Below are 18,306 nucleotides of genomic sequence, written 5' to 3'. Positions count from 1 at the left end.
GCATTGTGCCTCAGCCCTGCGCGGCGTGCGGGACCAGGGACTGCTGTGTCAATTCTGCTGGTTCGGCCGGTGTGCTATACATCTGATGTTTTCGCCGGTGCTGTCGAGGAGGACCCCCATGCTGACCACCGAGGTGCGCGCCACCGGCGTCCGGCTCACCCCGCTCGGGTGCGGTGCCGCCCCGGCCGGCAACCTGTACCGGGCGACCACGGACGAGCAGGCCCACGCGACCTTCGAGGCTGCGTGGGACGCCGGGATCCGGTACTTCGACACGGCCCCGCACTACGGCCTCGGCCTGTCCGAGCGGCGGCTCGGCGCCTACCTGCGCACGCGGCCGCGGGACGAGGTGGTGGTCTCCACGAAGGTCGGACGACTGCTCGTCCCCTCGCCCGAGACCGCCGACCGCACCGACCCCGAGATGTTCGACGTGCCCGCCACCGCGCGCCGGGTCTGGGACTTCTCCCGCGACGGCGTGCTGGCCTCGATCGAGGCCAGCCTGGAGCGCACCGGTCTGGACCGGTTCGACGTCGTCTACCTGCACGATCCCGACGAGCACTGGGCGCAGGCCGCCTACGAGGCGCTGCCCGCGCTCGTCGAGCTGCGTGACCAGGGGATGGTGGGCGCGATCGGCGCCGGGATGAACCAGTCCGCGATGCTGACCCGGTTCGTGCGCGAGACCGACGTCGACGTGGTCATGTGTGCCGGGCGGTTCACGCTCCTGGAGCAGCCCGCGCTGGCCGACCTGCTCCCCGCGGCGGCCGAGCGCGGCGTGGCGGTCGTCGCGGCCGCCGTCTACAACTCGGGGCTCCTGGCGCACGACCGGCCGCCGTCGGACGCGACCTACGACTACGCGCCCGTCCCCGCCGGGCTGCTCGACCGGGCCCGGCGCATCGCCGCGGTGTGCGAGGAGCACGGGGTCACGCTGCCCCAGGCGGCGCTCGCCTACGTGCGCACGCACCCGGCGGTGGTCAGCACCGTCGTGGGGCTGGGAGAGCCCGGGCACGCGCGCCAGGCCGCGCAGCGGGCCGCCGTTCGGGCCCCGGCGGGGCTGTGGCAGGCGCTCGCCGACGCCGGCCTGCTCGCGCAGGACGCTGTACCCGAGGCTGCGTCGGACGCTGCATCGGACGCAGTGCCGGACGCCGGGAACTGACCGGACGACAAACGTCCGATCTATCTGCGCCGACCGCCCGTCGAACAGGGCAAAATCGCGCGGATCTTGCGTAAACCCTTGAGATGCATCCGATGTCTGCGGTTGAATGCCAGCGTTTGGATGCGAGGCACGTACGCAAGGGAGCTCACGTGACGGACAGCCCGGCACTACTCCGCGCCGCGGGGATCAGCAAGTCCTTCCCCGGGGTGCGCGCGCTCGACGACGTCCACCTCGACCTGCGGCACGGCGAGGTGCTGGCGCTCGTCGGCGAGAACGGGGCGGGCAAGTCCACGCTCCTCAAGCTCCTGTCCGGGATCCACCGGCCCGACGCGGGGACCATGGAGCTCGACGGCGTGCCCATGAGCCCGGCCGGCCCCCGGCAGGCCAACGAGCTCGGCATCAGCGTGATCCACCAGGAGTTCCACCTCATGCCCGACCTCACGGTCGCGCAGAACATCTTCATCGGCCGCGAGCCCCGGCGCGCCGGGCTGCTCATCCGGGACGACGAGCTGGAGCGCCGCGCCGGCAAGCTGTTCGAGCGGCTCGGCATCCCGCTGGACCCGCGGCAGCCCGTGGCGCACCTGAGCGTCGCCGGCCAGCAGATGGTCGAGATCGCCAAGGCCCTCTCGTTCGACGCCCGCGTGCTGATCATGGACGAGCCGACGGCGGCGCTGACCGAGACCGAGGTCGCCACGCTGTTCCGCATCGTGCGCGACTTCGTCTCGCCGCGCACCGGCGTCATCTACGTGTCGCACCGGATGGACGAGATCAAGGAGATCTCCGACCGCATCACGGTCCTGCGCGACGGCCGGTACGTCGACACGCTGCCGACGGCGGGGACCGAGACCCGGGACGTCATCGCCGCGATGGTGGGACGGCAGCTCGCGACCGGGGTGCGGCCCGACCCGCCGGCGGACACAACCTCCGGCACCACCTCCGCCGAACCGCGGGAGGTGGCGCTCGCGGTGCGCGGCCTGAGCACCCGTTCGCTCCTCAAGGACGTGTCGTTCGAGCTGCACCGCGGCGAGATCCTCGGCCTCGCGGGGCTCATGGGTGCCGGACGCACGGAGGTGGCCCGGGCGATCATCGGCGCGGACCGGTCCACGGGCGTGGTCGAGGTGGCCGGGCGGCCGGTCACGGTGCGCAGCCCCGCCGACGCCGTCCGGCACGGCATCGGCTACCTCTCGGAGGACCGCAAGCGCTACGGCCTGCTGCTGGACCAGGACGTGGTGCGCAACGTCATGCTGTCCTCGCTGCGCGGCATGACGCGCGGCGGGTTCGTGCGGGACGCCGACGGGCGCCGGGTCGCCGCCGGGATGGTGGACCGGCTCTCGATCCGGACGCCGTCGGTGAACCAGCGGGCCAGGAACCTCTCGGGCGGCAACCAGCAGAAGGTGGTCCTGGCCAAGTGGCTGGTGCGGGACTGCGACGTGCTGATCGTCGACGAGCCGACCCGCGGGATCGACGTCGGCGCCAAGGACGAGATCTACACGCTGCTCACGGGGCTGGCCGCGCAGGGCAAGTCGATCGTCGTCATCTCCTCGGAGCTGCCGGAGGTGCTGCGGCTGGCCGACCGGATCGTCGTCATGTGCGAGGGCCGCGTCACCGGGACGCTCGCCAACGCCGACGCGACCCAGCACCACATCATGGAGCTCGCGACGCGGTTCGGTGCGGACCGCTCGCTCGTCACGACCGGAGGCGACGCATGACGACGACCATCTTGGGCAGAGCCGGGCTGGGCAAGCTCAGCCTCGGCAACCGCCAGCAGCTCCAGCAGCTCCTCGCCTTCGGCGGGCTGGTGGTCATCTTCGTGTTCTTCTCGGTGGCCAGCCCGTACTTCCTGGACTGGGCCAACGTGAAGGGCATCCTGCTGGCCACGGCCGTCACCGGGATCATGGCGCTGGGCGCCACGCTCGTCATCGCGACGGGCGGGATCGACCTCTCGGTCGGCACCGGCATGACGCTGTGCTCGGTGATGACCGGCGTGTTCCTGGCCAACCTCGGCCTGCCGCTCGTCGTCGGGGTGCTGGGCGGGCTCGCGATCGGGGCGCTGATCGGCCTGCTCAACGGTCTGAACGTTGCGTACCTGCGACTGCCGCCGTTCATCGCGACGCTCGCGATGATGATGGTGGCGCAGGGCCTGTCCCTCGTCATCTCGGGGACCAAGCCCATCTACTTCAGCGACGTGCCCGGGTTCGGCCAGCTCGCGGGCGGCGAGCTGCTGCCGGGGCTGCCGAACGCCGTCCTCATCTTCTTCGTCGCCGCCGTCCTCGCGGGCGTGACGCTCAGCAAGACGCTCACCGGGCGCTACGCCCTCTCCATCGGCTCCAACGAGGAGGCGACGGCGATCTCCGGCGTCGACGTGCGGCGCTGGAAGGTGGTCATCTACGTCGTGGCCGGCCTGTTCACGGGGCTCGCCGGCGTCGTCATGGCATCGCGGCTCAACTCCGCGCAGCCCGGCCTCGGGCTGGGGTACGAGCTGGAGGCCATCGCCGCCGTCGTCATCGGCGGCACCTCGCTGCGCGGCGGCAAGGCGACGATCCTCGGCACCGTCATCGGCGCGCTGATCATGGCGACGCTCACCAACGGCCTGCGGATCATGTCGATCCCGCAGGAGTGGCAGAAGGTCGCCGTCGGCATCGTGATCGTGCTGGCGGTGTACGCCGACATGCTCCGGCGGGGCAAGGACGCCTGATCGACCCACGTTCCGACCGACCCGTACGACCTGACCCGTTCGACCCGACCATCGAAGGAGCTGGACCCGGATGAACAGCAGCACACCACGCAGGCGCCTCGCGGCGCTCGCCGCCACCGTTGCCGTGCTCGCCCTCGGGGCGTGCGCCTCGGGCGGCTCGGCAGGTGGGGCGCCCGGGACGGGCGACAAGCCCTACGTCGCCCTGGTCTCCAAGGGCTTCCAGCACCAGTTCTGGCAGGCGGTCAAGCAGGGGGCCGACGACGCCGCGGCCGAGCTCGACGTCGAGGTCACGTTCGAGGGGCCGGAGACCGAGACCGAGGTGGAGAAGCAGCTCACCATGCTGCAGACGGCCCTGGACAAGAGCCCCGACGCGATCGGCTACGCGGCCCTCGACTCCGAGGCGTCCATCCCGATGATGACGGACGCGCAGTCGCGGGGGATCCCGGTCATCGCCTTCGACTCCGGCGTGGACTCGGACGTGCCCGTGACCACGGTGTCCACGGACAACCTGGCCGCGTCGGCCGAGGCGGCCAAGCACATGGCCGAGCTGGTCGGCAGCGGCAAGATCGCGATCGTGGGGCACGACCAGACGTCCCAGACCGGCCAGCAGCGCGTCGAGGGGTTCACGCAGTACATCGAGGAGAACGCGCCGGACATCGAGATCGTCGACACCCAGTACGCCGCGGGCGACCAGCTCAAGTCGGCCGACGCCGCGAAGGCGATCATGCAGGCCCACCCCGACCTCAAGGGCATCTACGGCACCAACGAGGGGTCGGCGATCGGCGTCGTCAAGGCGGTGCAGGAGTCCGGCCGGGCCGGCGAGCTCACGGTGATCGGCTTCGACTCCGGCAAGGCGCAGACCGACGCGATCCGCGACGGGCTCATGGCCGGGGCGATCACCCAGGACCCGATCAAGATGGGCTACGAGACGGTGAAGGCGGCCGTCGCCGCGATCGACGGCGAGGAGGTCGAGCCGGTCATCGACTCCGGCTTCTACTGGTACGACGAGACGAACATCGACGACGAGGAGATCGCCGCGGTCCTGTACGAGTAGGACGACGCCGCTGGTCGAGCTGGACCAGCGATCGTCAGGCGTCCTCGTCCAGGTTCTCCGGCTTCGGCAGCCAGTCCTCGACGCCCAGGAGGTGGGCCGCCATCCGGATCCGGGCGGCCTCGGGATCACGTGCGGCGAGCGCGCGCCAGATGGCCTCGTGCTCGCCGTGCGTGCGCGCCTCGATGCCCTCGGCGTGCAGCACGCGCCACAGGCGTGCCCGCACGGTGCGGCCGGCGAACGACTCGATCAGCGCCTCCAGCACCGGGTTGCCGGTGTGCGCCGCGATGACGCGGTGGAACGCGATGTCGACCTCGATGAACCGGTCGTGGTCCACCTCCGCGCCGTCCAGCACCTCGGCGACCTGGTCGAGGACGGCCCGCGCCTCGGCGAGCGCGGCGTCGGTCATCCGGGTCGCGGCCAGCCCGGCGGCCTCCGTCTCCAGGACGCGGCGGACGCTGTGGAACGCGGGCATGGCGCCCTCGTCCTGCAGGTCGAGGACCAGGGCCATGGGGGAGAGCAGACGCGCGGGGTCGAGGGAGGTGACGTACGTGCCGTCACCCTGCCGGGTGTGCAGCACGCCGAGGATCGACAGCGCGCGCACACCCTCGCGCAGGGAGCCGCGGGAGACCTGGAGCTCGTCGGCCAGGTCCTTCTCGACCGGCAGGCGGTCGCCGGGTCGCAGCCTGCCGTCGAGGATCATCCTGCGGATGCCGTCGACGACCTCGTCAGTGCGGGACATGCCCCGAAGTATCCCGCACCGAGGAGCCGCCGACCCAGTACGTCCCGCCCGGGAACCGGAACCGCTCCAGCGACTCCTCGTACATCTGTGTGGAGTAGCCCGGCAGGGACGGCAGCACGTACGCCGTGCCGGCGCCCCGGTCCTCGACGACGCACGGGTCGGTGAAGTGCTCGTGCAGGTGGTCCACGTACTCGGTCACGCGGCCGGTGAGGTCGCCGCCGATCGCCACGTAGTCCAGCACGGAGACGTGCTGCACCATCTCGCACAGGCCGACGCCGCCCGCGTGCGGGCACACCGGCACGCCGAACTTGGCCGCGAGCAGCAGCACGGAGACGATCTCGTTGATGCTCGCGAGCCGGCCGGTGTCGAGCTGGCAGTAGTCGATCGCCTCGGCCTGCATGAGCTGCTTGAACATCACGCGGTTGTGGCAGTGCTCGCCCGTCGCGACACCGACCGGCTTGACCGCGCGGCGCACCGCGGCGTGCCCCAGGATGTCGTCGGGCGAGGTGGGCTCCTCGATCCACAGGGGATCGAACCGCGCCAGCTCGCGCATCCACTTGATCGCCTGCGGCACGTCCCAGACCTGGTTGGCGTCGATCATCAGGTTCCGGTCCGGACCGAGCACCTCGCGCGCGATGGTCAGCCGCCGCACGTCCTCGGCGAGGTTCGCCCCGACCTTCAGCTTCACGTGCTGGTACCCGGCGTCCACGGCCTCCTGGCACAGCCGCCGCAGCTTGTCGTCGCTGTAGCCGAGCCAGCCGGCCGACGTCGTGTACACGGGATAGCCGGTGCGCTCCAGGTGGGCCAGGCGCTCCTGTCGTCCTGGTTCCCTGGCTTTGAGCAGGGCCAGCGCCTCGTCGCGGGTCAGGGCGTCCGAGAGGTAGCGCAGGTCGGCGACGTCGACGAGCTGCTCCGGCGTCATGTCCACGAGCAGGCGCCACAGCGGCTTGCCCGCGCGGCGCGCCACCAGGTCCCAGGCGGCGTTGAGCACGGCCGCCAGCGACAGGTGCACCACGCCCTTCTCCGGGCCGAGCCAGCGGAGCTGGCTGTCGGCGGTCAGGTCGCGGTAGACGGCGCCCATGTCCGCGGCGAGCTCGTCGACGTCGCGGCCCACCAGCACCGCGGCCTGCTGGCGCGCGGCCTCCGCGACGATGTCGTTGCCCCGCCCGATGGTGAACGTCAGGCCGTAGCCGCCCAGGGTTCCGCCCGATCCGGCCGGGTCGGCGCCGGGGTTCGGCGCGTCGGTCTCCAGCACGACGTAGGCCGCCGAGTAGTCCGCGTCCTTGTTCATCGCGTCCGAGCCGTCGGCGGTGGCCGACGTCGGGAACCGCACGTCCTCGACGCGCACTCCGGTGATCGTGGCCATGCCGCTCCTTCGCAAACATCCGATGAAATGCCTGCAATCTACGGATGGAGGTGCCGCGGGTCAAGGTTGGGGTGGCGTCGAGGGGGCGATTGGTTCGATCAATGGGTGCGTCGTGCCGGCCTGGAGGTCAGACCAGGACCTCGCCGTCCTGGGCGACGACGCGGCCCGCCGCGACCACGAGGGCGCGGCGCGGGGCGCGGACCACGGCGTCGGGCACGTTCTGGGCGTCGACCAGCACGACGTCGGCGGGCGCGCCGACGACCAGGTCGTGCGTCGCGCGGCCGACGAACCGGGCGGCGTCCGCGGAGGCGATCCGTGCCGCGGTGACCAGGTCCTCGTCGCGGCGGAAGCCGGACAGGCGGGCGAGCTGCGTGGTCAGCGTGAGCAGGTCGCCGGTGCCGTACGGGGACCAGAGGTCGCGGATCCCGTCCGTGCCCAGGCCGACGGGCACCCCGGCGGCGCGCAGCGCGTGCAGCGGCAGGGGAGCGGCGCCGATGGGTGCGACCGTCGTCATGCTGATGCCCGCCTCGCCCATCGCCGCGACGAGGTCGGCCTGGTGGGACCCGGCGAGCTGGCCGACGGCGAAGCCGTGCGCCACGTTCACCCTGCCCTGCAGGCCGGTGCGTAGGGTGCGGTCGATCATCAGCTCGATCTGGAACGCGCCGAGCTCGCCGCCGTCGTGCAGGTGCACGTCGATGCCGACGCCGCGCCGCTCCGCGATCGCGAACAGCCCGTCGAGCTGGGCCACGGGGTCGCGGTCGATGGACGCCGGGTCCAGGCCGCCGATGTGCTCGGCCCCCGCGGCCGCCGCCTGGTCGAGCAGGTCCAGCACGCCCGGGCGGCGCAGCACGCCGTCCTGCGGGAACGCCACGATCTCGGCGTGCACCGCGCCGCCCAGCGCGGCCACGGCCTCGCGCACCACCTCGATGCCGCGCAGCCCCACGCCCAGGTCGACGTCGACGTGCGAGCGGACGGCGGTGGTGCCGGTGCGGACCGACTCGCGCAGCACGGCGAGCGTCACGTCGACGCCGGGGATGCCGAGCTCGTCGCGGTGCGCGCGCTCGTGCGCGATGCGGCCCTGCGTGCCCGGCTCCCCGCCGTAGCTCACCCACGGCTTGCCCCACCACGACTTGTCGACGTGTGCGTGGGCGTTGACCAGGCCGGGCAGCGCGAGCAGGCCGCCGCCGTCGACGGCGCCGGGTGCGTGCTCGGCCGCTGCCGCCGGGTCGTGCGGGACGACGGCGGTGAGCACACCGTCGGCGACGTGGAGGTCGCTGCGCTCCCCGCCCCAGGGGCGCACGTCGCGCAGGACGGTGACCGGGCCGACGGCGGGACCGGGCACGACGGTGCTGAGCTTGGCAGGGTCGGGCGTGGCGGGGCTGGGGAAGGGCATGGAAAAATGGTATCCCATTTCGGGTCCTGGCAGGATGGCGCCCATGAGCATGCCGCCGGACGGCGACTTCGAGCCCGAGTCGGTGCGTGTGGCGCGTGTCGTGCGCGAGCAGATCGTGGACGGCACGCGCGCGCCGGGCAGCCGCCTGGTCGAGCGCGACCTCGCCGCGGAGCTGGGTGTGAGCCGCATCCCCGTGCGGGATGCCCTGCGCTCGCTCGTCGCGGAGGGGCTGGTCACACCGCGTCCGCGCACCTGGGCCGTGGTGCGGGAGTTCACCGACGCCGACGTCGCGCACCTGCAGGAGGTGCGTGAGGCGACCGACCCCACGCAGTTCCGGCTCGCCGCGGAGCGGCGGACGGCGGAGCAGCTCGCGGACCTGACTGAGGCGTGGGAGCGCGAGGACGCCGCCGCGCGGCGTGGTGACGCCCCGGCGGCGCGGCGGGCGGCGGCGGACTTCCACGAGGCGGTCGTCGCGGCGGCGGGCAACCCGGTGCTCGCCGAGCTGCACGCCGTGACCGCCAGCCGGGTGCGGTGGCTCCTGGCCCAGCACTCCGACCTGACGGGCATCGCGGACGAGCACCGGGCGCTGCTGGGCGCCGTCCGCGACCGGGACGCCGAGGCCGCAGCGCGGCTCGCCCGCGAGCACCTGCGCACGAGCCGGTCGGCGGCGGCCGAGCGCCGCGCGGAGCCGTCGGCCTGAGTCGTTCGGCCTGAGTTGTCCGGCTGTTCTGCCGAGCCGGGTCGCCCGGCTGTTCCGCCGAGCCGGGTCGTCCCGAGGAGGTCCGCGGGGAGACGGTCCGGCTCCGGAGCCTGTTGCCCTGCGTAGACAGTGTGTACTCAGGGCAACACACTCCCCGCGCGAGGGCCTTCCGGCAGGGGTCGGCTGCCCGGCCTCCCGGGTTGCCCGGGGCTAGCACCCTCGATGTGCCGTTTGGTAGCGTCCACGTTGTACCAGCCGGTTTGTGACGGTTCCGGCGGGGGTACAGGCAGGGTGAAGGCAGGTTGCAGGCCGTGGTGGGCGCCCGACGGAGTGAGGCTCATGGTTCATGCGTGACTGGGGATTTCTGTGGTCCTACCTGCGGCGTGAGCGACGTCGGACCGCGCTGCTCGGGGTGGTGCTCCTCGGAGGCACGGCGTGCGGCCTGGCCAGCCCGTTCGTCGTGCGGGCGTTCGTCGACAGCGTGACCGGGCCTGCGGACGCCGGGCCAGCCGGCGCTGCAGGCCCCGGACCGGCGGTGCACCTGGTGGGCCTGTTCCTGCTCGTCGGCGTCGTGCGGTTCGCGCTGCAGGCAGCGGAGGCTGGCCTCGCGGAGTCCGTGGCCTGGCGCTCGACCAACCGGCTCCGGGAGCACGTGCTGGACCACTGCCTCCGGCTGCCCGTCGCGTTCCACCACCGCACCACACCGGGGGAGATGGTCGAGCGGGTCGACGGCGACATCGGGCTGCTGAGCAACCTCTTCTCCCGTTTCGTGGTCGCCGTGGCCGGTGAGGCGCTGCTCGTGGTAGGGGTCGTCGTGGCCATGTTCGCCGTGGAGTGGCGCATCGGGCTGCTGTTCCTGGTCTGCCTCGTGCTCGGTGTGCTGCTGCTGCGGCGCATCGCGGTGCTGGGCCGCGGGGCGCACGTCGGGTACCGCGCCGCGATGGGCCGGTTCATGGGTTTCGTCGAGGAGCGCATCTCCGGGCTGGAGGACCTCAAGGCCTTCGGCGCCGTCGGGCACACGCTGCGCCGGTACGAGACCCTGAACTCCGCGCTGCTGCGCGGGGACCTGCGCGCCGCCCTCGTCGGCAGCAGCCTGGTGTGGGCCTCCGCCTCGGTGTTCACGGCCGTCGTGACCGCCCTGGCGATGGCGCTCGGCGGCTGGCGGTTCGGCACGGGCGCGATGACGATCGGCACGGTCTACCTGATCTTCGCCTTCGCGCAGCAGATCCAGGAGCCGCTCATCAGCCTGTCCACGCAGCTCCAGGACTACCAGCGGGCCATGGCGGGCGTGCAGCGCACCCGGGCGCTGCTCGCGGTCGACGTCGAGCCGGAGGGCGGTGGCGCCCTGCTCGGCACGAGCGACCCGAGCGGCACCGCGGGCGAACCCCTGGACGTCTAGCTCTCCGGCGTGACCTTCGGCTACACCCCGGGCCACCCCGTGCTGCGGGACGTGAGCTTCGCGGTGCCCGCCGGCACCAGCGTGGGCATCGTGGGGCACACGGGCAGCGGCAAGTCGACCATCGCCCGGCTGCTCGTCGGGCTGGCCCGGCCCGACGCCGGCACGGTGCGCCTGGGCGGCCGGTCCGTCGAGGACCTGAGCCTGCGCTCGGTCCGGGAGCACGTCGCGCTGGTCAGCCAGGACGTCTTCGTGCTGGACGCGTCGGTGCGCGACAACATCGCGCTGCTGGACCCCGACGTGGCCGACGAGCGGATCCTCGCGGTGCTCGGCGAGCTCGGCCTCGGGCCGTGGCTCGCGGAGTTCGAGCAGGGCCTCGACACGCAGATCACCGAGCACAGTCTGTCGGCCGGACAGGCGCAGCTGCTCACGATGGCGCGCACCCTGTTGCGCGACCCGGCGGTGCTCGTCCTCGACGAGGCGTCGGCCCGGCTCGACCCGACGACCGAGGAACGCCTCGACCAGGCGCTCGCCCCGCTGGTGCGCAGCCGCACGTCGCTCGTCATCGCGCACCGGCTCAGCACCCTCGCGCGTGTCGACCGCATCCTCGTGGTCGACCACGGCCGGGTCGTCGAGTACGGCCCGCGCGTCGAGCTGCTGGCCGACGGCGGGTCCCGCTTCGCCGCGCTGCTCCGGGAGGCGACGGTATGACCCGGCGGGACCTGGGCCGGCTCGGCATCCTCGTGCACGTCACGCGCCGTCACCTCTGGCTGTTCGTGGGCGACGTGCTGGTCGGGATCATCTTCTTCCTCTGCGCCCTGGTGCCCGGCCTGGCGCTGCGGGACTTCCTCAACCAGCTCCCCGGCACCGACGCCCTCTGGGGCGTGCCCCTGGCGCCGCTGCTCGCCTACGTCGGCTTCAAGGTCGCCAACGCGCTCGGCGCCGCCGCGTGGATGGCTGTCGACACGGTCTTCCGCTACCGCGTCTACACCGACGTGCGCACCACCCTGCTCCGGCAGATGTTCGCCCGGCCGGCCGCACTGCCGCTCAAGGTGCCCGCCGGCGACGTGCTCACCCGGTTCCGCGAGGACACCGTCGAGGTGGCCGAGGTGCTCGGCAAGCGCGGGTTCCAGCTCGTCACCTCGGCCCTCGTGCTCAGCGGTGGTTCGCTCGCCGTGCTGTTCGTCATCGACGTCCGGGTGACGGTGCTGGCCGTGCTGCCCACGCTGGCGCTCGCGGTGATCGCGTTCGTGGTGAGCAAGGAGATCAAGCGGCTGAGGGCGGTCAATCTCGCGGCCGCCAGCAGCGTGTCCGCCTTCCTGCGGGAGTGCTTCGCCGGGATCGAGACCATCAAGATCTCCGGCGCCGCGGACGCGATCGGCGGCCGGGTGCGGGAGCTCAACACGACCCGCCGTCGGGCCGCCGTGCGCGACGGCGTGTTCGGGGGCGTCCTCGCCTCGACCCAGGGGTTCGTGACGCTGCTGGGCTCCGCGCTGGTGATGATCGTCGTCGCGGACGGCATCCAGGACGGCACCTTCCTGGTCGGCGACTTCGCGCTGTTCGTCTACACGCTCGGCAACCTCGGCACGCTGGTCGCCGCGATCGGCAACTTCGTCAGCCGGTACCAGCGCTTCGCCGTGACCCGGGGCCGCCTCGCGGAGCTCACGCCCGGCGGCACGGCGCGCGCCGTCGTCGCTCCGGTGGCGGAGCCGGCGCGGTACCCCGGTGCGGCGCATCCCGTGCCCGACGGCGCGGCGCGTCCCGAGCCGTCCGGCGACGCGGGGAAGGCCGCGCCGGTGATCGTCGTCGACGACCTGGCCTACGTGCACCCGAACGGGACACCCTGCTTCTCGGGCGTCGGGTTCACGGGCTCCGCGGGCGACATCGTGCTGATCACGGGGCAGGTCGGCTCGGGCAAGACGTCGCTGGTGCGTACCGTGCTCGGGCTGCTCCCCAGGTCGGCCGGGACGGTGACGATCCTCGGCGAGCAGCGCGGTCCGGGTGAGGCGTTCACGCCGCCGCTGGCGGCCTACACGCCACAGGTGCCGCACGTGTTCAGCGGCACCCTCCACGAGAACGTGCTGCTGGACCGGCCGCGCGGCGACCTCGACGCCGCCCTGGAGGCCAGCACGCTCTCGCGCGACCTGCCACACCTTACCGACGGCGCCGACACGGAGGTGGGACCCAGCGGGCACCGGCTCTCCGGCGGCCAGCTGCACCGGCTCGCGGCGGCGCGGATGCTCGCGCACCCGGCGGCCGTCCGGGTCATCGACGACCTGTCCGCCTCGCTGGACGTGGAGACCGAGCGGCTGCTGGTGCGGCGGGTCGTCGAGCGGAGCGGCGACGGCGTGCTGATCGTCGTCTCCAACCGGCCGCTGCTGCGCGGGTACGCCACACAGGTGATCGACCTCGACCGGAGGTGACGGGCCGGGCGATGAGTCCGTGCCGCCGTCGCCGTCGATACTCCCGGGGCGCCCGTCCGGGGCGCCAGGCCCGCATCCTGTGGAGGACATCATGACCGAGACGCCCGTCACGACCAGCGCTCCCGCCCGACCGCCCGTCGTCGACCGGGACGCCTGGCAGGCCGCCCGCGACGAGCTCCTGGCGCTGGAGAAGGCGCACACCCGTGCGGGCGACGCGCTCGCGGCGGCCCGCCGCCGGCTGCCGATGTTCGAGCTCGACGGCACCGTCCCGGTCACCGGGGCCGACGGCCCGGTGCCGTTCGCCGACCTGTTCCAGGGGCGCGACGAGCTCATGGTCTACCAGCACATGTGGCACGACGGCGACCCGATCAGCGGCCAGTGCCCCGGCTGCACCATGAACTCCTGGCACGTCCAGCAGTCCGCCCCGTACCTCCGCGCCCGCGGTGTCTCCTTCGCGATGCTGACCGAGGGGCCCTGGGCCGAGGTCGCGCCGTTCGTGGAGTTCATGGGCTACACCGAGCCCTGGTACTCGGTGCGGGACCTGCCCGCGCCCCTCGGTGTCGACATGGGCCACATCGCCTCCTTCCTGCGCGACGGTGACCGCGTCTACCTCACCTACCGGACCACGGGCCGGGGCAACGAGCCGGCCGCCGGGATCTTCGGCCTGCTCGACATGACGCCCTACGGGCGCGGCGAGGCCTGGGAGGACGTGCCCGACGGCTGGCCCGCAGGCCACACCTCGTGCTGGTACTGGGCCACCGACGCGGACGGCGCAGCCACCTGGGGGCCGACCAGCCGGCCCACGCCGCAGTGGACCCGGCCCGGGGCGACCCCGGTGGTGCCCGCCGACGGGCACGGGCACCACCACTGACGGTCGCACCCGCCTCCTCAGGCCGGGAGCGTCCAGGCGCCGGCCGCCGCGGCGCGGCGGGCAAAGGCGTCGAACGGGGTCGCGGGGCGGCCGAGCACGCGCTCGACCGTGTCCGTGGTCGCCGTGTTGCGCCCGTCGAGCACCTCCTGGAAGAGCCAGGCGAGGCCCTCGGCCTCCTCGGGGTGCACACCCGCGGCGGTGAGCTCGGCGACGAAGTCGGCGGGCGTGAGCGGCACGTGCTCGACCGTCCGGCCGGTCGCGGCGCTCAGCACGCGCGCGACCTCGGTGAAGGTCAGGGCTCCGGGGCCGGTCAGCTCCAGGACCTCGCCGGCGTGGGTGTTGCTCGTGAGCGCGAGCGTGGCCACGTCGGCGACGTCCTCCAGGCTGACGAACGGCTCGCGGACCTGGTCGGCCGGGACCGCGATGCGGCCGGCGAGCACGCCGTCGAGCAGGAAGTGCTCGCTGAAGTTCTCCTGGAACCAGGAGCAGCGCACCACGGTCGTGGCGGCCGAGGCGGCGAGCGCGAGGTCCTCGCAGGCCCGCGCGCCGTCCTCCCCGCGGCCGGAGAGCAGGACGATGCGTTCCACCCCGTGCCGGACGGCGCGCGCCGTGAACGCGTCGATCACCGCGTCGGCGCCGGGCAGGGCGAGGTCGGGGGAGTAGCAGACATAGACGGCGGAGGTGCCGTCCAGCGCGGCGTCCCAGCCGGCGTCGTCGTGCCAGTCGAACGGGACGGCCGGGCTGCCGGCCGGGCTGCCGGCCGAGCCGGCGCCCGAGCTGACGACCGTGGGAGCCGCGCCGGAGCGCGAGGCGATGCGGGCCTGATGGCCCTGCGTGCGGAGCCGGTCGGCGACGCGGCGGCCGGTGCGGCCGGTGCCGCCGGTGAGGAGGATCGGCGTGGTGGTGGGCTGTGTGGTGGTCTCTGAAGTGGTCATGGGCCCATCGAAGCCCGGGGCGCCTGGACTCTGAATGGCTCAGGATCCGCAACTCATGTCTCAGCGTCTAGAGTGGGGAGATGGACCCGCTGTCGCAGCTCCTCGCGCACCCGCACGCCGAGGGTGCTTTCACGCTCCTGATGTCGATGCGCGCGCCCTGGGCCGTGCGGGTCGAGGACGAGGCCGCGCTCACGGTCGTGATCGTCACGGCGGGCGGCGGGCTGCTGGAGACCGGCGACCCGGAGGCCGGTGACGCGGTGCACGAGCTGCGCGCGGGGGACGTCGCACTGGTCCGCGGCCCGCTGCCCTACCGGGTGGCCGACGCCGCGGGCAGCGCGACCGTCGCGATCATCGAGCCCGGCCAGCGCTGCGTCACGCCGGACGGCGCCCCGCTCGACCTGGCCCTCGCGCACGGGCTGCGGCACTGGGGCAATGACGCTGACGGTCCGGACCGGATGATCGTCGCGTCCTACGCCGACGTCGGCAGCGTCGGCCGGTTCGTCACCGAGGTGCTGCCCGACGCCGCCGTGGTCCAGGCGGGCGCGCTCGATCCGGCGCTCGTCGGGCACCTGGCGCGGGAGATCGCGCGCGACGACCTCGGCCAGAGCGTGGTGCTCGACCGCCTGGTCGACGTGGTGACCATCGAGTCGATCCGCGCCTGGACCGCGGCGCACCCGCCGACCAGGCCGAGCTGGCTGGGCGGCGTCGGCGACCCCGCGGTGAGCGCTGCGCTCCGGGCGATGCACGCCGAGCCCGAACGTTCCTGGACCGTCGCGGACCTCGCCCGGAGCGCCGCGGTGTCCCGCGCGACGCTCGCCGCGCGGTTCACCGAGCGTGTCGGCACACCGCCGCTGCGGTACCTGACGAGCTGGCGGCTCGCCCTCGCACGCGACCTGCTCGTCGACCGCGCGCTCACGCTCGACGCCGTGGCCCAGCGGGTCGGGTACTCCAGCGGCTTCGCGCTGAGCACGGCGTTCACGCGCGCCTTCGACGTCAGCCCGGCCGCGTACCGACGTCGCCTCGCGGAGGGTCCGCGGCCGGTCGGGGCGGCGCGCGGGACGGCTGCGGGCGGCTGAGCCCGGAATACGCTGGCCGCGCGGGGCGCCCCGCGATACCGTCCCCGGATGCCCGCGCTCCCGGATCCGCCGCTTCCTGGCCCTTCGCGTCCGCTGCGCCGGCAGTGCCGGGGGCTCGTCCTCGACGCCGACGACCGCATCCTGCTCGTCGCGCACGCGATCGAGGAGGGCACCGTCTGGATCGGACCGGGCGGCGGGGTCGAGGCCGGGGAGACCGTCGAGGAGGCCCTGCGCCGCGAGCTCTTCGAGGAGGTGGGGCTCGTCGTGCCCGACGGACCGCTCGCGCCGGTGTGGACCCGCCAGGTCGAGTACCCAGGGCTGGCCCGGTCCGACTTCCGGGGCGTGCACGAGGACTTCTACCTCGTGCGCACCGCGGCCTTCGAGCCGACGTCGGGCCTCGCGCCGGGCGCCCCGGGGCACCCGGACACCGAGGGGATCATCGACGCGCGGTGGTGGTCCCGCGCCGACCTGGCGGCCCCGGGCGAGGAGGAGTTCTTCGGACCTCGCGACCTGCCGTCCCTGCTCGCCGCGCTGCTCGCCGACGAACGGTCGGGCACCCTGCCGGACGTGCCGGTCAGCATCGGGCTGTGACCGGCCGCGTCGTCGGCGGTACCTGGTACCGTCCCGACCCGTGAACCGACAGGTAGAACAGCAGGTCGAGCAGCAGGTCGAGCGGCACGGCCTCGTGGTCGACGTGGTGCCCGAGAAGCGCGAGGAGTACCTGCGCCTGCACGCCGCCGTCTGGCCGCAGGTCGAGGCGACCCTCCAGGCCTGCAACGTGCACAACTACACGATCTTCGTGCTGGAGAACACACTGTTCGCCTACTACGAGTACACCGGCGACGACCACGAGGCCGACATGGCCCGGATCGCAGAGGACCCGGTGACCCAGGAGTGGTGGACGCACACCGACCCGTGCCAGACGGCGTTCGGCAAGGACGCCGCGCCGGGCGAGGGCTGGCGCGACATGCAGGAGGTCTGGCACCTGGCCTGAGGCTGCCCCTAGGCCCGGTTTCCCGGGACGCCCGCAGTCGATTGCGGGCGGCGGCCCGGGATCAGCAGCATGACGGCCAGGAGGACCGCGACGGCGAGCACCACGACCTGGCTGATCGCGTCGTTCGTCGAGAGATGGTCGAGGTGGGTGACGTGGTAGGCGAAGTGCAGCACCCCGAAGACGAGCCACGCGACGCCGAGCAGCCGGCAGCCGAACTGGGACGGCCGGACGAGCCCGTACAGGCTCGCCGCACCGAGCGCCAGGTACTGCGCGCCGTGGTCGCGGACCAGGTGCTCGTTGTAGGGGCCGTCCGTGGAGACCCACTCGCCGAGCACCCACGGGAAGTGGTCGTAGAAGCCCAGCGGCCAGAAGTAGGCCCAGGCGCCGACGACGCCGGCGAGCACGACGGCTGCGGCGAGCGCCCCGAGCTGCAGGCGGCTGACGGGACGCGCGGGCGTGGACCCGTGGTTGGTCGTCTCAGGCATCGTGGTGTCAGGCATCGTCGGATCCTCGGTTCGTGGCGGGGGCCGGCAGCCAGCCGGTGAGCTTGGCGGGGTTGAGCATGATCCAGACGTCGGTGACCAGCTCGTGCTCGACGTGGAAGGTCATCACGCCGGTCACGACGTCGCCGGTGCGGAACACGACGCCCAGCGCGTCGCCCACGGGTTCCAGGCGGGGGACGAGCTCCGGCATCTTCGTGCCCACGCCCAGCACCAGGCGGGCGACCCGGTCGGGGCCCTCGATGACGTTGCGCGCGGCGGTGACCAGCCCGTTGGCGTCGGTGCGCAGCTCGACGTCCGGCGCGAGCACCCGTACGAGCTGCCGCACGTCGCCCGCCTGGGCGGCGCGGAGGAAGGCCCGCACCGCGCGGTCGTGCTCCTCGCGGGGTACGGCGGCGGTCCGGTTCTCGCGAACCTGCCGGCGTCCGGCCGTCGCGAGCTGCCGGACGGCGGCGGGCGACCGCCCCACGATCCGCGCGATCTCGTCGAACGGGACGGCGAACACGTCGTGCAGCACGAACGCCACGCGCTGCGCGGGGGTCATCGCCTCCAGGACGACGAGCAGGGCCGTGCTCACGGCGTCGTCCAGGGTGACGCGGTCCGCCGGGTCGGCCGTGCCGCCGGAAGCGCCGTCGAGCGTGCCGTCGAACAGGTCGGCGGGCACCGGCTCGGGCAGCCACTGCCCGACGTACCGTTCCCGCCGTCGGCGCGCCGATGCCAGGAGGTCGAGGGCGATGCGGCTGGCCACGCGCGTCAGCCACCCGGCGGGGTTGGCGATCTCGGCGCGCTCGGCCTCCTCCAGCCGGTACCAGCGCACGTAGGTCTCCTGCACGATGTCCTCGGCGTCGGCGAGGGTGCCGGTCATCCGGTATGCCAGCGACAGCAGGCGGCGGCGCTCGGCGAACACGTCGTCCAGCCCCTCGTTCATCGGCGATCCCGGCCTTCGGTGCGGTGGTGTCTCGTTCATCATCACCCTGACGACACAGCCCCGCGGAGTGTGAGGGCGGGTGTGCG

18 protein-coding genes are annotated in these 18,306 nt (G+C 73.2%); 12 read left to right on the top strand and 6 right to left on the bottom strand.

Annotated features, from left to right (window positions below):
- The first annotated feature begins 118 nt into the window (after nucleotides 1–118).
- The 4 genes from ACZ7LE_RS13215 to ACZ7LE_RS13200 all read left to right on the top strand — a co-directional run bounded on the left by ACZ7LE_RS13215 (nucleotide 119) and on the right by ACZ7LE_RS13200 (nucleotide 4,899).
- Nucleotides 119–1,150, top strand: coding sequence for an aldo/keto reductase (locus tag ACZ7LE_RS13215; protein ID WP_470403728.1), 1,032 nt, complete (start codon nucleotides 119–121; stop codon nucleotides 1,148–1,150).
- A gap of 149 nt (nucleotides 1,151–1,299) precedes the next feature.
- On the top strand, nucleotides 1,300–2,859 hold the full coding sequence (locus tag ACZ7LE_RS13210; protein WP_470403727.1) for a sugar ABC transporter ATP-binding protein: 1,560 nt from the start codon (nucleotides 1,300–1,302) through the stop codon (nucleotides 2,857–2,859).
- Complete coding sequence (locus ACZ7LE_RS13205) at nucleotides 2,856–3,845, top strand: ABC transporter permease (RefSeq protein ID WP_470403726.1); 990 nt, start codon at nucleotides 2,856–2,858, stop codon at nucleotides 3,843–3,845. Before ACZ7LE_RS13210 ends, ACZ7LE_RS13205 begins: the two co-directional genes overlap by 4 nt.
- Nucleotides 3,846–3,915: 70 nt before the next feature.
- Entirely contained in the window at nucleotides 3,916–4,899 is a 984-nt protein-coding gene (locus tag ACZ7LE_RS13200) for a substrate-binding domain-containing protein (protein WP_470403725.1), read from the top strand.
- Nucleotides 4,900–4,933: 34 nt separating this feature from the next.
- On the opposite strand, the gene ACZ7LE_RS13195 is transcribed toward ACZ7LE_RS13200, so the two are convergent.
- The 3 genes from ACZ7LE_RS13195 to ACZ7LE_RS13185 all read right to left on the bottom strand — a co-directional run bounded on the left by ACZ7LE_RS13195 (nucleotide 4,934) and on the right by ACZ7LE_RS13185 (nucleotide 8,397).
- Nucleotides 4,934–5,638, bottom strand: coding sequence for a FadR/GntR family transcriptional regulator (locus ACZ7LE_RS13195; protein ID WP_470403724.1), 705 nt, complete (start codon nucleotides 5,636–5,638; stop codon nucleotides 4,934–4,936).
- Complete coding sequence (locus tag ACZ7LE_RS13190; RefSeq protein WP_470403723.1) at nucleotides 5,625–7,004, bottom strand: enolase C-terminal domain-like protein; 1,380 nt, start codon at nucleotides 7,002–7,004, stop codon at nucleotides 5,625–5,627. Before ACZ7LE_RS13190 ends, ACZ7LE_RS13195 begins: the two co-directional genes overlap by 14 nt.
- 127 nt (nucleotides 7,005–7,131) lie before the next feature.
- A complete protein-coding gene (locus ACZ7LE_RS13185; RefSeq protein WP_470403722.1) occupies nucleotides 7,132–8,397 on the bottom strand; it encodes an amidohydrolase in 1,266 nt (421 codons plus the stop codon).
- A gap of 43 nt (nucleotides 8,398–8,440) precedes the next feature.
- Here ACZ7LE_RS13185 and ACZ7LE_RS13180 point away from each other — a divergent pair, with 43 nt between their 5' ends.
- The 5 genes from ACZ7LE_RS13180 (at nucleotide 8,441) to ACZ7LE_RS13160 (ending at nucleotide 13,787) form a co-directional block, all read left to right on the top strand.
- Nucleotides 8,441–9,097 (top strand): GntR family transcriptional regulator, encoded by a 657-nt coding sequence (locus ACZ7LE_RS13180; RefSeq protein ID WP_470403721.1) that lies wholly within the window; start codon nucleotides 8,441–8,443, stop codon nucleotides 9,095–9,097.
- A 346-nt stretch (nucleotides 9,098–9,443) separates the two neighbouring features.
- Nucleotides 9,444–10,496, top strand: coding sequence for an ABC transporter transmembrane domain-containing protein (locus tag ACZ7LE_RS13175; RefSeq protein WP_470403720.1), 1,053 nt, complete (start codon nucleotides 9,444–9,446; stop codon nucleotides 10,494–10,496).
- A gap of 9 nt (nucleotides 10,497–10,505) precedes the next feature.
- Nucleotides 10,506–11,204 carry an ATP-binding cassette domain-containing protein gene (locus ACZ7LE_RS13170; RefSeq protein WP_470403719.1) on the top strand — a complete coding sequence of 233 codons (699 nt, stop codon included), beginning with the start codon at nucleotides 10,506–10,508 and terminating at the stop codon, nucleotides 11,202–11,204.
- Nucleotides 11,201–12,916: an ABC transporter transmembrane domain-containing protein gene (locus tag ACZ7LE_RS13165; RefSeq protein WP_470403718.1), complete on the top strand. Its 1,716-nt coding sequence runs from the start codon at nucleotides 11,201–11,203 to the stop codon at nucleotides 12,914–12,916. Before ACZ7LE_RS13170 ends, ACZ7LE_RS13165 begins: the two co-directional genes overlap by 4 nt.
- 91 nt (nucleotides 12,917–13,007) lie before the next feature.
- The gene (locus ACZ7LE_RS13160; protein WP_470403717.1) at nucleotides 13,008–13,787 is read left to right on the top strand and encodes a DUF899 family protein; all 780 of its coding nucleotides are present in this window, start codon (nucleotides 13,008–13,010) and stop codon (nucleotides 13,785–13,787) included.
- A gap of 17 nt (nucleotides 13,788–13,804) precedes the next feature.
- Here ACZ7LE_RS13160 and ACZ7LE_RS13155 read toward each other — a convergent pair whose 3' ends face one another.
- The gene (locus ACZ7LE_RS13155; RefSeq protein ID WP_470403716.1) at nucleotides 13,805–14,722 is read right to left on the bottom strand and encodes an NAD(P)H-binding protein; all 918 of its coding nucleotides are present in this window, start codon (nucleotides 14,720–14,722) and stop codon (nucleotides 13,805–13,807) included.
- 80 nt (nucleotides 14,723–14,802) lie between these two features.
- On the opposite strand from ACZ7LE_RS13155, the gene ACZ7LE_RS13150 reads away from it, so the two are divergent.
- The 3 genes from ACZ7LE_RS13150 to ACZ7LE_RS13140 are packed head-to-tail and all read left to right on the top strand — an operon-like array spanning nucleotide 14,803 to nucleotide 16,792.
- The gene (locus tag ACZ7LE_RS13150) at nucleotides 14,803–15,798 is read left to right on the top strand and encodes an AraC family transcriptional regulator (protein ID WP_470403715.1); all 996 of its coding nucleotides are present in this window, start codon (nucleotides 14,803–14,805) and stop codon (nucleotides 15,796–15,798) included.
- A 48-nt stretch (nucleotides 15,799–15,846) separates the two neighbouring features.
- Nucleotides 15,847–16,389 (top strand): NUDIX domain-containing protein, encoded by a 543-nt coding sequence (locus tag ACZ7LE_RS13145; protein WP_470403714.1) that lies wholly within the window; start codon nucleotides 15,847–15,849, stop codon nucleotides 16,387–16,389.
- A 40-nt stretch (nucleotides 16,390–16,429) separates the two neighbouring features.
- A complete protein-coding gene (locus ACZ7LE_RS13140) occupies nucleotides 16,430–16,792 on the top strand; it encodes an L-rhamnose mutarotase (RefSeq protein WP_470403713.1) in 363 nt (120 codons plus the stop codon).
- An 8-nt stretch (nucleotides 16,793–16,800) separates the two neighbouring features.
- On the opposite strand, the gene ACZ7LE_RS13135 is transcribed toward ACZ7LE_RS13140, so the two are convergent.
- Nucleotides 16,801–17,292, bottom strand: a complete 492-nt coding sequence (locus ACZ7LE_RS13135) for a hypothetical protein (protein ID WP_470403712.1) — start codon at nucleotides 17,290–17,292, stop codon at nucleotides 16,801–16,803.
- Entirely contained in the window at nucleotides 17,285–18,220 is a 936-nt protein-coding gene (gene sigJ / locus ACZ7LE_RS13130) for an RNA polymerase sigma factor SigJ (protein ID WP_470403711.1), read from the bottom strand. Before sigJ ends, ACZ7LE_RS13135 begins: the two co-directional genes overlap by 8 nt.
- Nucleotides 18,221–18,306: the final 86 nt, after the last annotated feature.

The organism is Promicromonospora sp. NPDC110617, assembly GCF_055598465.1.
Note: the sequence above shows the minus strand (reverse complement) of the source record. Positions and strands in the feature narration are given on the sequence as shown.

Bases quoted from the DNA above. Each gene is read 5' to 3' on its own strand.
- ACZ7LE_RS13135 (WP_470403712.1), bottom strand. From the start codon at position 17,292: ATGCCTGACACCACGATGCCTGAGACGACCAACCACGGGTCCACGCCC.
- ACZ7LE_RS13205 (WP_470403726.1), top strand. From the start codon at position 2,856: ATGACGACGACCATCTTGGGCAGAGCCGGGCTGGGCAAGCTCAGCCTC.
- ACZ7LE_RS13180 (WP_470403721.1), top strand. From the start codon at position 8,441: ATGAGCATGCCGCCGGACGGCGACTTCGAGCCCGAGTCGGTGCGTGTG.
- ACZ7LE_RS13150 (WP_470403715.1), top strand. From the start codon at position 14,803: ATGGACCCGCTGTCGCAGCTCCTCGCGCACCCGCACGCCGAGGGTGCT.
- ACZ7LE_RS13190 (WP_470403723.1), bottom strand. From the start codon at position 7,004: ATGGCCACGATCACCGGAGTGCGCGTCGAGGACGTGCGGTTCCCGACG.
- ACZ7LE_RS13215 (WP_470403728.1), top strand. From the start codon at position 119: ATGCTGACCACCGAGGTGCGCGCCACCGGCGTCCGGCTCACCCCGCTC.
- sigJ (WP_470403711.1), bottom strand. From the start codon at position 18,220: ATGAACGAGGGGCTGGACGACGTGTTCGCCGAGCGCCGCCGCCTGCTG.
- ACZ7LE_RS13165 (WP_470403718.1), top strand. From the start codon at position 11,201: ATGACCCGGCGGGACCTGGGCCGGCTCGGCATCCTCGTGCACGTCACG.
- ACZ7LE_RS13195 (WP_470403724.1), bottom strand. From the start codon at position 5,638: ATGTCCCGCACTGACGAGGTCGTCGACGGCATCCGCAGGATGATCCTC.
- ACZ7LE_RS13145 (WP_470403714.1), top strand. From the start codon at position 15,847: ATGCCCGCGCTCCCGGATCCGCCGCTTCCTGGCCCTTCGCGTCCGCTG.
- ACZ7LE_RS13185 (WP_470403722.1), bottom strand. From the start codon at position 8,397: ATGCCCTTCCCCAGCCCCGCCACGCCCGACCCTGCCAAGCTCAGCACC.
- ACZ7LE_RS13160 (WP_470403717.1), top strand. From the start codon at position 13,008: ATGACCGAGACGCCCGTCACGACCAGCGCTCCCGCCCGACCGCCCGTC.
- ACZ7LE_RS13200 (WP_470403725.1), top strand. From the start codon at position 3,916: ATGAACAGCAGCACACCACGCAGGCGCCTCGCGGCGCTCGCCGCCACC.
- ACZ7LE_RS13155 (WP_470403716.1), bottom strand. From the start codon at position 14,722: ATGACCACTTCAGAGACCACCACACAGCCCACCACCACGCCGATCCTC.
- ACZ7LE_RS13175 (WP_470403720.1), top strand. From the start codon at position 9,444: ATGCGTGACTGGGGATTTCTGTGGTCCTACCTGCGGCGTGAGCGACGT.